Consider the following 11,798-nt stretch of genomic DNA (forward strand, 5'->3'; position numbering starts at 1 on the left):
TTGACCTCCGATTCGCGTCCGATAGAAGGAAAGCTGTTGCATGCCGCAGGTGGACCCAGATTTGTTCGATCGTGGCCAGTTCCAGGCCGAACTGGCATTGAAGGCCAGCCCAATCGCCGCCTTCAAGAAAGCCATCCGCAATGCACGGGACGTGCTCGACGAACGTTTCAAGTCGGGTCGCGACATCCGCAGGCTGATCGAGGACCGGGCCTGGTTCGTCGACAATATCCTGCAGCAGGCCTGGGACCAGTTCCAGTGGAGCACCGAGGCCGATATCGCCCTGCTGGCGGTCGGCGGCTATGGACGCGGTGAGCTGCATCCTTATTCGGACATTGACCTGTTGATCCTGCTGGACAACGCGGATCACGAAATCTTTCGTGAATCCATCGAACGTTTTCTGACCCTGCTGTGGGACATCGGTCTTGAAGTCGGTCAGAGCGTGCGCTCGGTGGACGAATGCGCCGAGGAAGGTCGTGCCGACCTGACCGTCATCACCAACCTGATGGAGAGCCGCACCATCGCCGGCCCCGAGCGGCTGCGCCAGCGCATGCTGGAAGTGACCAGCACGCGGCACATGTGGCCAAGCAAGGACTTCTTTCTTGCCAAGCGTGCCGAGCTCCGGGCTCGCCATCACAAGTACAACGATACCGAATACAACCTGGAGCCCAACGTCAAGGGCTCGCCGGGCGGGCTGCGGGACATCCAGACGATCCTCTGGGTAGCCCGGCGCCAGTACGGCACGCTGAATCTCTACGCGCTGGCCGGCGAAGGCTTTCTGCTGGAGAGCGAGAACAATCTGCTGGCGTCGTCCCAGGAATTCCTGTGGAAGGTGCGCTACGCCCTGCACATGCTGGCCGGTCGTTCCGAAGACCGCCTGCTGTTCGACTACCAGGGCCGCATCGCCGAGATGCTGGGATACCGCGACAACGACGCCAAGCTGGCCATCGAACGCTTCATGCAGAAGTACTACCGCGTGGTCATGCGCATCGCCGAGCTGAGCGACCTGATCATCCAGCACTTCGAAGAGGTGATCCTCGCCGAAGACGACAGCGGCAGCACCCAGCCGATCAACTCCCGATTCCAGTTGCACGATGGCTACATCGAGGCGACGCATCCCAATGTGTTCAAGCGCACGCCGTTCGCCATGCTCGAAGTCTTCGTGCTCATGGCCCAGCGCCCGGAAATCAAGGGTGTGCGCGCCGACACGATCCGCTTGCTGCGCGAGCACCGGCACCTGATCAACGACGATTTCCGCAACGATATCCGCAACACCAGCCTGTTCATCGAGCTGTTCAAATGTGAAATCGGCATCCACCGCAACCTGCGGCGCATGAACCGCTACGGCATCCTCGGGCTCTACCTGCCCGAATTCGGGCATATCGTGGGACAGATGCAGCACGACCTGTTCCACATCTACACCGTCGATGCTCATACGCTGAATCTGATCAAGCACCTGCGCAAATTGCAGTACACCGAGGTGTCCGAGAAATTCCCGCTGGCGAGCAAGATCATGGCGCGCCTGCCCAAACCGGAACTGATCTATCTGGCCGGTCTCTATCACGACATCGGCAAGGGCCGCGGTGGCGACCACTCGGAGCTCGGCGCGGTGGACGCCGAAGCCTTCGGTGTGCGTCACCACCTGCCCGACTGGGATACCCGGCTGATCGTCTGGCTGGTCAGCAACCACCTGGTCATGTCGACCACCGCGCAGCGCAAGGATCTGTCGGACCCACAGGTGATCCACGATTTCGCCCAGTTCGTGGGCGACGAGGTGCATCTCGACTATCTGTACGTGCTGACCGTCGCCGACATCAACGCCACCAACCCGACCCTGTGGAACTCGTGGCGGGCCAGTTTGCTGCGTCAGCTCTACACCGAGACCAAGCGCGCGCTGAAACGCGGCCTGGAGAACCCGGTTGACCGGGAGGAACAGATCCGCCGCACCCAGGCCGCCGCGCTGGACATCCTGGTGCGTAACGGCACCGATCCCGATGACGTGGAACAGCTCTGGTCAGCGCTGGGCGACGATTATTTCCTGCGCCACACCGCGGGCGACGTCGCCTGGCACAGCGATGCGATCCTGCAACAGCCTGCCGACGGCGGGCCGCTGGTGCTTATCAAGGAAACCACCCAGCGCGAGTTCGAAGGCGGCACGCAGATCTTTATCTATGCGCCGGACCAGCATGACTTCTTCGCTGTGACCGTGGCAGCCATGGACCAGTTGAACCTCAACATTCATGACGCCCGGATTATTACCTCCAGCAGCCAGTTCACCCTCGACACCTATATCGTGCTGGACAACGATGGCGGCTCGATCGGCGACAATCCGGAGCGCATCCAGCAGATCCGCAACGGTTTGACCGAAGCGCTGCGCAATCCGGACGACTACCCGACGATCATCAAGCGCCGGGTTCCGCGACAGCTCAAGCATTTCGCCTTCCCGCCGCAAGTGACCATCCACAATGACGCGCAGCGCCCGGTGACCATTCTTGAACTGCTGGCGCCGGACCGGCCCGGCCTGCTGGCAAGGATCGGCAAGATATTCCTGGAGTTCGATCTGTCCCTGCAGAACGCCAAGATCGCCACCTTGGGCGAACGCGTGGAAGACGTGTTCTTCCTCACCGATGCCGACAACCAGCCGTTGTCCGACCCGCAGCTGTGCAGCCGCCTGCAAGCTGAAATCGTGTCGCAGTTGAGTGTGGAAAGCGAGTCGACCATCGAACTGCGAATCAGCATCTGATCCTGAAAATCGTTTCAACGGCGTCCCTGTGCGGACGCCCTGTTCACTGAGATCCCAGCCCCATGAATAACGCCATGCAACAGCTTCAGCCCTACCCTTTCGAGAAGCTGCGCGCCCTGCTGGGCGGTGTCACGCCGAATCCGGACAAGCGCCCTATCGCGCTGTCCATCGGCGAGCCCAAACACCGCTCTCCCGATTTCGTCGCCCAGGCCCTGGCCGACAATCTGGACAAACTGGCGGTCTATCCCACAACCCTGGGCATTCCCGCGCTGCGCGAAGCCATTGCCGGCTGGTGCGAACGCCGTTTCGGCGTACCGCAGGGCTGGATCGACCCGGCGCGCAACGTGCTGCCGGTCAACGGCACCCGCGAAGCGCTGTTTGCCTTTACCCAGACCGTGGTCAACCGTGGCGAGGACGGCCTGGTGGTCAGCCCCAATCCGTTCTATCAGATCTATGAAGGCGCGGCGTTCCTGGCCGGCGCGCAGCCTCACTACCTGCCATGCCTGGCCGAGCAGGGCTTCAACCCGGATTTCGACGCGGTCACAGCGGATGTCTGGAAGCGTTGCCAGATCCTGTTCCTGTGTTCGCCGGGCAATCCCACCGGCGCGCTGATTCCGGTCGAGACGCTGAAAAAACTCATCGCCCTGGCCGACGAATACGACTTCGTGATCGCGGCGGACGAGTGCTACAGCGAGCTGTATTTCGATGAGCAACTGCCCCCGCCCGGCCTACTGACCGCCTGCGCCGAACTGGGTCGCGAGGACTTCAAGCGCTGCGTGGTGTTCCACAGCCTGTCCAAGCGCTCCAACCTGCCGGGCCTGCGCTCGGGCTTCGTCGCGGGCGACGCGGAAATCCTCAAGGCATTCCTGCTGTATCGTACCTATCACGGCTGTGCGATGCCTGTGCAGACTCAATTGGCGAGCGTCGCTGCCTGGAACGACGAACAGCACGTGCGCGCCAACCGTGACCTGTACCGGGAAAAATTCGACGCCGTGCTGGAGATTCTGGCACCGGTGATGGATGTGCAGCGCCCGGACGGCGGTTTCTATCTCTGGCCTGCTGTCGGTAGCGACGACGCAGCGTTCTGCCGCGACCTGTACCTCGAACAGCACGTCACCGTCGTACCCGGCTCGTACCTGTCCCGCGAGGTGAACGGCCTGAACCCCGGTGCCGGGCGCGTGCGCCTCGCATTGGTGGCCCCTCTGGCCGAATGCATCGAGGCGGCCGAGCGAATCCGCGCTTACGTCGGGAAGTGACGCACTGCGCCACCGCCCGCCAGGCGGTGGGGCTACCGAAAATAAAAATGATTATGTACCGCAGATCGCCTGCGCCTGCGCTTTACCGTTCGACCTTCATTTAATCGTGCTTCCTGACCGGAAGCCTTGAAGCGAAGGTATCCGCATGTCCAATCATCCCCATCCCGTATCGTTCCTGTGCTCCATGCGCGAAGCGGACGACTACCAGGCCTCGTATGACAACGCGCTCGCCGAAAATCCGGCGAATGCGGCCATCACGCCCACCTACGACTCGGAACACGCCTACAATGTCGATCCGACCGAGCGTCAGCCGAGAATCCTGGTGGCCTTCACCAAGTACTGGGCACGTGGCAGAACCCTGAAGATCCATTTCCTCAAAAACCCGCCGGACGTACTCACCGCGCCCATTATCGAAGCGGCACGTCAGTGGCTGCCCCATGTGAACCTGAAGTTCGAATTCGTCAGTGAAGGTCCCAGCGATATTCGCATCGGTCTCAATACACGCCTGAACTGGAGTGAGCTGGGCACTGATGCCCTGCTGGTCGCCCAGGACCAGGCGACCATGGAGTTCAACGTTCGAGAACTCTTCACGGATACCTTGCAGCCCATGCCCGAACTCACCCGCATTGTGCTGCACGAGTTTGGTCATGCACTGGGGGCCGTGCATGAGCATCAGCACCCCGACGCCCGGATTCCATGGAACGAGCCACTGCTCACCAGCCTGCTCAAGCAGGTCGGCTACGACGACGCTCTGATTCACCGAAATTTCCTCGACCGCTATGAAGCCGCCGACTTTCATTATTCGCCCTACGACCCGGAATCGATCATGCACTTCGACGTCCCAAACGCGCTGACCCTCGGTGATTTCCAGGTCATCAATACCGGCAAGACCCTCAGCGTCAAAGACATCGAATTGATGCGCTCTGTCTATCCCGATCGGCAGAATTCCAGGTACGACGCCTCCTGACAGTTCGCCGCGCAATCCCCCCGCCTTCCCGATTGCGCGGCGCCTCCCTCTTACCGGGACATGCACGCCCATTGCCCTCTGCTCGCTGATTCCTTGCGCAACTAATCCTCGCCGACGGCAGCCGAGAGCACTTACCCGTGGCATAATCCGTGGCCGTTTTCACAACCGTCTCAAAAAGGGGGCAGACAGTGCCTGATGATATGAACAGCTTCCACCTTTACGGGATCAAGGCCTGCGACACGATGAAAAAGGCTCGCACCTGGCTTGATGAAAACGCCGTGAGCTACGATTTCCACGATTACAAGACCGCCGGCATCGACCGCGAGCACTTGACCCGCTGGTGCGATGAGCACGGCTGGCAAGTGGTGTTGAACCGCGCCGGAACCACGTTCCGCAAGCTTGATGACGCACAGAAAGCCGATCTTGATCAGAGCAAAGCCATCGAACTGATGCTGGCTCAACCCTCGATGATCAAGCGCCCGGTGCTCGATCTCGGCGACCGGACCCTGATCGGTTTCAAACCCGACCTGTATTCAGCAGCCATTCGATAAGCCAGCGCGCTACCGAAGGTCTTCAAAAAATTCGCAAGAGGTATTGTTATGTCCACTTCCCTGTTCAGCCTGGCGTTCGGCGTCGGTACCCAGAATCGTCAAGGCGCCTGGCTGGAGGTTTTCTACGCCCAGCCGCTGATCAATCCGTCCGCCGAGCTGATTGCTGCCATCACTCCTGCACTGGGTTACACCGGCGGCAACCAGGCCATCGCCATCACCACCGACCAGGCGTCGAAGCTGGCTGAAGCGCTGAAATCGGTCGACGCGACCCAGGCCGCGCTGCTGACTCGCCTGGCTGAAAGCCACAACCCGCTGGTCGCCACGCTGCTGGCCGAAGATGCGCCGCTGACTTCCACCCCCGAGGCGTACCTCAAGCTGCACCTGCTCTCCCATCGTCTGGTCAAACCGCATGGCCTGAACCTGGCCGGCATCTTCCCGCTACTGCCTAACGTCGCCTGGACCAGCCAGGGTGCGGTAGACCTGGCCGAACTGGCCGAGCGCCAGCTCGAAGCCCGTCTGAAAGGCGAGCTGCTGGAAGTCTTCTCGGTAGACAAGTTCCCGAAAATGACCGACTACGTCGTGCCGAGCGGCGTGCGCATCGCCGACAGCGCGCGCGTTCGCCTGGGCGCCTACATTGGCGAAGGCACTACTGTGATGCACGAAGGTTTCGTGAACTTCAACGGCGGCACCGAAGGTCCGGGCATGATCGAAGGCCGCGTATCGGCGGGCGTATTTGTCGGCAAGGGTTCTGACCTGGGCGGCGGATGCTCGACCATGGGCACCCTGTCGGGCGGTGGCAACATCGTCATCAAGGTCGGCGAAGGCTGCCTGATCGGCGCCAACGCCGGCATCGGCATTCCGCTGGGTGACCGCAACACCGTCGAGGCCGGCCTGTACATCACCGCCGGCACCAAGGTCGCCCTGCTGGACGAGAAAAACGAGCTGGTCAAAGTGGTCAAGGCCCGTGATCTGGCCGGCCAGACCGACCTGCTGTTCCGTCGCAATTCGCAGACCGGCGCGGTGGAGTGCAAGACTCACAAGTCCGCCATCGAGCTGAACGAAGCGCTGCACGCTCATAACTGATGCCGTGTGCGGGTTTCAGGCCATCGGGTCTGAGAGGGTGTCATACAAAATAGGCGAGCGAAGGCAAGACAAGGCGAAATCGGTCGAAAAAGCGGAGTTTACAGGGAGTAAATGAGCATTTTGAGACCGATTTCAACGCCGTATTGCCGAGCGCAGCCAGTTTGTAAACACTCTCTGAAACCCGCTTCAACGATCCGGATCAACCATGTCCCTCTTTTCCCCATGGCGCGCTGACTTCCCGGCCATCGACGCCCTGCAGCGGCAAGGCCAGACCTACCTGGACAACGCCGCCACCACGCAAAAACCCCGGGCACTGATTGACGCTCTGGTTCATTATTACGCCAGCGGCGCCGCGAACGTGCACCGCGCGCAGCACCTGCCCGGCGCTCATGCCACTCAAGCCTTCGAAGACAGTCGCCGCAAGATCGCCCACTGGCTCAATGCCGCCGACAGCGGCCAGATCGTCTTCACCCACGGCGCGACCGCCGCACTGAACCTGCTGGCCTACGGCCTGGAACACCTCTTCAAGGCAGGGGATCAGATCGTCGTCAGCGCGCTCGAACACCACGCCAACCTGCTGCCCTGGCAACAACTGGCGCAGCGCCGCGATCTCGAACTGGTCGTGCTGCCGCTCGACAACGACGGCCTGATCGACCTGCAGCGGGCTGCGGAACTGATCGGACCCCGCACCCGACTGCTTGCCGTTAGCCAGCTGTCCAACATTCTCGGCGCCTGGCAGCCATTGCCTGCCCTGCTCTCAATGGCGCAAGCGCAAGGCGCGCTTACTGTGGTCGACGGCGCACAGGGCGTGGTCCACGGCCGCCAGGATCTGGCGGCGCTGGGGTGCGATTTTTACGTCTTCTCCAGCCATAAGCTCTACGGTCCTGACGGGCTTGGGGTGCTCTATGGCCGTCACGAAGCCCTGCCGCTGCTGGCGCACTGGCAGTTCGGCGGCGAAATGGTGCTGACCGCCGACTACCATCAGGCCAAATTCCGAAGCGCTCCGCTGGGGTTCGAAGCCGGGACCCCGCCCATCGCGGGCGCCGTCGGCCTCGGCGCAACTATCGATTATCTCGGCAGCCTGGACGGCACGGCGGTGGCGGCGCATGAAGCCGATCTGCATCGCGACCTGCTCAAAGGCCTGCGCCAGCGCGACGGTGTCAGAGTGCTCGGCAATCCACAACTGGCGCTGGCCAGCTTTGTCGTCGACGGCGTGCACAATTCGGACCTCGCCCACATGCTGACGGAACAGGGCATCGCCGTGCGCGCCGGTCAACACTGCGCCATGCCGCTGTTCAAGAAGCTCGGGCTTTCCGGCGCGATCCGCGTTTCACTGGCGCTCTACAATGACAGCGACGATCTGCAGCGTTTCTTCGACGCCCTGGATCAGGGCCTGGAGCTATTGCGATGAGCCTGCCTGCCGACGCCCGCGTCGCACTGGACACCTTCAGCGCCCCCCAGAGCTGGGAGCAGCGCGCGCGCCTGCTGATGCAATGGGGCGAACGCATGCCGGCGCTGAGCGACGACGAAAGATCCGACCAGCATCTGGTCAGCGGCTGCGAGAGCAAAGTCTGGCTGGTGGGCGAAGTGGCTGACGAACACTGGCAGTTCCGGGCTGCCAGCGATGCTCGCCTGATTCGCGGGCTAGTGGCCTTGCTGCTGGCCCGGGTCAACGGCCTGGCCGCCTCGGATCTGCGCGACGTCGACCTGCCGGACTGGTTTCAACAGCTGGGGCTTTCCCGGCAATTGTCACCGTCGCGCAGCAACGGCCTGAATGCGGTGTTACAGAAGATGCGCGAACTGGCTCACGCTTGAGTCTGGGTAGCACTCGACTTGACCCGCTCTGAAGGTCGGCGCGCACCGGCGACCAGCTTGTCGATGGCGCGGGTCGCAGCCACCATGCCGAAGGTGGCAGTCACCATCATCACCGCGCCAAAACCGCCCGAACAGTCAAGCTTGACGCCTTCGCCCACGAAGCTCTTTTGCAGACAGATGCCGCCGTCCGGCTTGGGGTAGCGCAGCTGCTCGCTGGAAAAGACGCACGGCACGCTGTAGTGCCGGTTGGGCGTACGCGAAAATCCATAGTCGCGGCGCAGGGTCGAGCGAACCTTAGACGCCAGCGGATCGTTGAAGGTGCGATTGAGGTCGGCGATCTGGATCAGGGTTGGATCAATCTGTCCGCCCGCGCCGCCAGTGGTGACCATCGGGATCTTGCGCCGCTTGCACCATGAAATCAGCGCCGCCTTGGCGTTGACGCTGTCGATGCAATCGAGCACGAAGTCCAGGTCTGGCGTGATGTAGTCGGTCATCGTCTCGCGGGTCACGAAATCGCTGACGGGATGCACCACGCAGTCCGGATTGATCGCCCGAATTCGCTCGGCCATGACCTCGACCTTGGGACGCCCCACGGTCGTGTCCAGCGCATGCAACTGACGATTGCTGTTGCTGACGCACACATCGTCCATGTCGAACAGCGAAATCTCGCCCACGCCGCAGCGTGCCATCGCCTCCGCCGCCCAGGACCCGACCCCGCCGATCCCGACCACCGCCACATGGGCGGCGCGCAGGCGAGCCAGCCCTTCGATGCCGTACAAACGGGCGATGCCCGCGAAACGTGGATCTGCTGTGCTCATGTGGCTGCCTCGAACTGCCGGCGAAAACGGGCGCGCATTATAGAGCGTCGCGCCTGAACAGGCACCTGGGCAGGATCGCGGCTGGTCCGAAACAGCGTCCTCGGCACCCTCGTTGTCATATCGAAGCCTTAGGTTCTGCGTTTTGCTTTAAGATAACGGCCTTTTCACGCTCAAAGCCCTGTAACCGGAGTTCTGTACATGACGGCCCACGCCGACCTTTCGCCCACGCTTCAACTCGCCTGCGATCTGATCCGTCGCCCTTCGGTCACTCCGCTGGACGCCGATTGCCAGACCGTGATGATGCAGCGGCTGGGCAAAGTCGGGTTCGAACTCGAACCGATGCGTATCGAAGACGTGGACAATTTCTGGGCGACCCACGGCCGTCATGAGGGTCCTGTGCTGTGCTTCGCCGGGCACACCGATGTGGTGCCGACCGGGCCGGCGCAGGCCTGGCAGAACGACCCGTTCGACGCGTTGATCGACGAACAAGGCATGCTGTGCGGCCGGGGCGCCGCGGACATGAAAGGCAGTCTGGCCTCGATGGTGGTCGCCTGCGAACGTTTCATCGCCGACTACCCGGATCACAAGGGCACCGTTGCGTTTCTGATCACCAGTGACGAAGAAGGCCCGGCGCATCATGGCACCAAAGCTGTTGTCGAGCGTCTGGCCGCGCGCAACGAACGGCTCGACTGGTGCATCGTCGGCGAACCTTCCAGCACCACGCTGGTGGGCGATGTGGTCAAGAACGGCCGTCGCGGTTCGCTTGGCGCCACGCTGACCGTGCGCGGCAAGCAGGGTCATGTGGCCTACCCGCATCTGGCGAAAAACCCGATTCATCTGGCCGCTCCGGCGCTGGCCGAACTGGCCGCCGAGCACTGGGACGAAGGCAACGCGTTCTTTCCGCCTACCAGCTTCCAGATCTCTAACCTCAACTCCGGCACCGGCGCCACCAACGTGATTCCCGGCGATCTGGTGGCGGTGTTCAACTTCCGCTTCTCCACCGAATCGACCGTTGAGGGGCTCAAGCAGCGGGTCGCGGTCATTCTCGACAAGCACGAGCTGGACTGGGACATCGACTGGGCGCTGTCGGGTCTGCCGTTCCTCACCGAGCCGGGCGCGCTGCTCGACGCGGTGTCGGCGAGCATCAAGGCGGTGACCGGCCGCGAGACGCAGGCTTCGACCAGCGGCGGGACCTCCGACGGCCGCTTCATCGCGACCCTCGGCACTCAGGTTGTCGAGCTGGGTCCGGTCAACGCGACCATTCACCAGGTCAACGAGCGGGTCCTGGCCAGCGACCTCGAACTGCTGACTGAAATCTACTACCAGACTCTGGTCAAGTTGCTCGCCTGATGCTGACCTGTCCTATCTGCTCCGCACCGCTCAGCGCGGTCGATAATGGCGTGGTCTGCCCGGCCGGCCATCGCTTCGATCGCGCCCGCCAGGGTTACCTGAACCTGCTGCCTGTGCAGCACAAGAACAGCCGCGACCCCGGCGACAACCAGGCCATGGTCGAAGCCCGTCGCGATTTCCTCAACGCGGGTCACTATGCGCCGGTTGCACGGCGTCTGGCCGAGCTGGCGGCTGAGCGCGCGCCTGGACGCTGGCTGGATATCGGCTGCGGCGAAGGCTATTACACCGCGCAAATCGCCGAGGCGCTGCCCGATGCCGACGGCTACGCGCTGGACATTTCCCGTGAAGCGGTCAAGCGTGCCTGCCGCCGTAATCCCGCGCTGACCTGGATGGTCGCGAGCATGGCGCGCGTGCCCTTGGCCGATGCCAGCTGCCAGTTCCTGGCCAGCGTGTTCAGCCCGCTGGACTGGCAGGAAGCCAAACGCCTGCTGACGCCCGGTGGCGGACTGATGCGGGTCGGCCCGACCCGCGGGCACCTGATGGAATTGCGCGAGCGCCTGTACGACGAAGTCCGCGACTACGCCGATGACAAGCATCTGGCGCTGGTGCCCGAAGGCATGCAGCTGCAACACAGCGAAATCCTGACCTACAGCCTGGAGCTGATCGACGGTCGGTCCCGCGCCGATCTGCTGGCGATGACGCCCCACGGCTGGCGCGCAAGCGCTGAACGCCGCGCCGCGGTGATCGAGCATCCGGGCCCGTTCAAGGTCACTGTATCCATGCGCTACGATTATTTCGTGCTGCAATAAGCATTCAGAAGAGGCATCCATGCGCCAACCCGATATCGAGATTTACCTCAAGGACGAAGACGTCGACCACAAGGCCATCGCTCAATGGCTCGGCGCCGTCCTGGGCCCGTGCACTGACTGGACACAGAAAGGCCAGACCTGGAAGTGCGAGGCCGGCAGCATTCCGGTGACCTGGCTGCCCAAGGCCGTCGGCAAATGGAACAGCCTGTTCCTGGAAAGCGACCAGACGCCCTGGGACGACGACATCGCCTGCGCCCGCGCGGCCTTCGCTGCCCTGAACGTCGAAGTACGCTGCGCGCCGGGCACCTGGGTGGAAGAGGAAAGCGACGACGCTGCCGACCGCTGGATCCGCATCAGCGCCGATGGTGAAGAAGAGATTACCTGGCGTACGTCGTAAACGCTGACAAAC

At 62.6% G+C, this 11,798-nt stretch carries 11 protein-coding genes; 10 read left to right on the forward strand and 1 reads right to left on the reverse strand.

Translation table 11 applies throughout. The features are described 5' to 3' along the window. Window positions 1-40: 40 nt before the first annotated feature. The 7 genes from TRP66_RS20575 (at window position 41) to TRP66_RS20605 (ending at window position 8,412) form a co-directional block, all read left to right on the forward strand. Entirely contained in the window at window positions 41-2,740 is a 2,700-nt protein-coding gene (locus TRP66_RS20575) for a [protein-PII] uridylyltransferase (RefSeq protein ID WP_333406586.1), read from the forward strand. Between the two features lie 62 nt (window positions 2,741-2,802). Further along, entirely contained in the window at window positions 2,803-3,996 is a 1,194-nt protein-coding gene (gene dapC / locus TRP66_RS20580) for a succinyldiaminopimelate transaminase (RefSeq protein ID WP_333406588.1), read from the forward strand. A gap of 145 nt (window positions 3,997-4,141) precedes the next feature. Further along, complete coding sequence (locus TRP66_RS20585) at window positions 4,142-4,963, forward strand: matrixin family metalloprotease (protein WP_333406590.1); 822 nt, start codon at window positions 4,142-4,144, stop codon at window positions 4,961-4,963. Window positions 4,964-5,163: 200 nt separating this feature from the next. Continuing rightward, window positions 5,164-5,514 carry an ArsC family reductase gene (locus TRP66_RS20590; protein ID WP_333406717.1) on the forward strand — a complete coding sequence of 117 codons (351 nt, stop codon included), beginning with the start codon at window positions 5,164-5,166 and terminating at the stop codon, window positions 5,512-5,514. 48 nt (window positions 5,515-5,562) lie between these two features. Continuing rightward, window positions 5,563-6,597 (forward strand): 2,3,4,5-tetrahydropyridine-2,6-dicarboxylate N-succinyltransferase, encoded by a 1,035-nt coding sequence (gene dapD / locus TRP66_RS20595; RefSeq protein WP_333406592.1) that lies wholly within the window; start codon window positions 5,563-5,565, stop codon window positions 6,595-6,597. Between the two features lie 205 nt (window positions 6,598-6,802). Then, a complete protein-coding gene (locus TRP66_RS20600) occupies window positions 6,803-8,008 on the forward strand; it encodes an aminotransferase class V-fold PLP-dependent enzyme (RefSeq protein WP_333406594.1) in 1,206 nt (401 codons plus the stop codon). Continuing rightward, the gene (locus TRP66_RS20605) at window positions 8,005-8,412 is read left to right on the forward strand and encodes a SufE family protein (RefSeq protein ID WP_333406595.1); all 408 of its coding nucleotides are present in this window, start codon (window positions 8,005-8,007) and stop codon (window positions 8,410-8,412) included. The genes TRP66_RS20600 and TRP66_RS20605 overlap by 4 nt, the downstream gene beginning before the upstream one ends. On the opposite strand, the gene tcdA is transcribed toward TRP66_RS20605, so the two are convergent. Then, on the reverse strand, window positions 8,403-9,230 hold the full coding sequence (tcdA, locus tag TRP66_RS20610; RefSeq protein WP_333406597.1) for a tRNA cyclic N6-threonylcarbamoyladenosine(37) synthase TcdA: 828 nt from the start codon (window positions 9,228-9,230) through the stop codon (window positions 8,403-8,405). The genes TRP66_RS20605 and tcdA overlap by 10 nt on opposite strands. A gap of 198 nt (window positions 9,231-9,428) precedes the next feature. On the opposite strand from tcdA, the gene dapE reads away from it, so the two are divergent. From dapE to TRP66_RS20625, 3 genes are read left to right on the forward strand one after another with little or no spacing between them, the layout of a single operon-like run. Next, entirely contained in the window at window positions 9,429-10,580 is a 1,152-nt protein-coding gene (gene dapE / locus TRP66_RS20615) for a succinyl-diaminopimelate desuccinylase (RefSeq protein ID WP_333406599.1), read from the forward strand. Continuing rightward, window positions 10,580-11,389 (forward strand): putative RNA methyltransferase, encoded by an 810-nt coding sequence (locus TRP66_RS20620; protein ID WP_333406600.1) that lies wholly within the window; start codon window positions 10,580-10,582, stop codon window positions 11,387-11,389. Before dapE ends, TRP66_RS20620 begins: the two co-directional genes overlap by 1 nt. A 19-nt stretch (window positions 11,390-11,408) precedes the next feature. Next, entirely contained in the window at window positions 11,409-11,786 is a 378-nt protein-coding gene (locus TRP66_RS20625; RefSeq protein WP_333406602.1) for a hypothetical protein, read from the forward strand. The last annotated feature ends 12 nt before the right edge of the window (window positions 11,787-11,798 follow it).

The sequence above is a fragment of the Pseudomonas sp. JDS28PS106 genome (assembly GCF_036706555.1).
Classification (GTDB): domain Bacteria; phylum Pseudomonadota; class Gammaproteobacteria; order Pseudomonadales; family Pseudomonadaceae; genus Aquipseudomonas.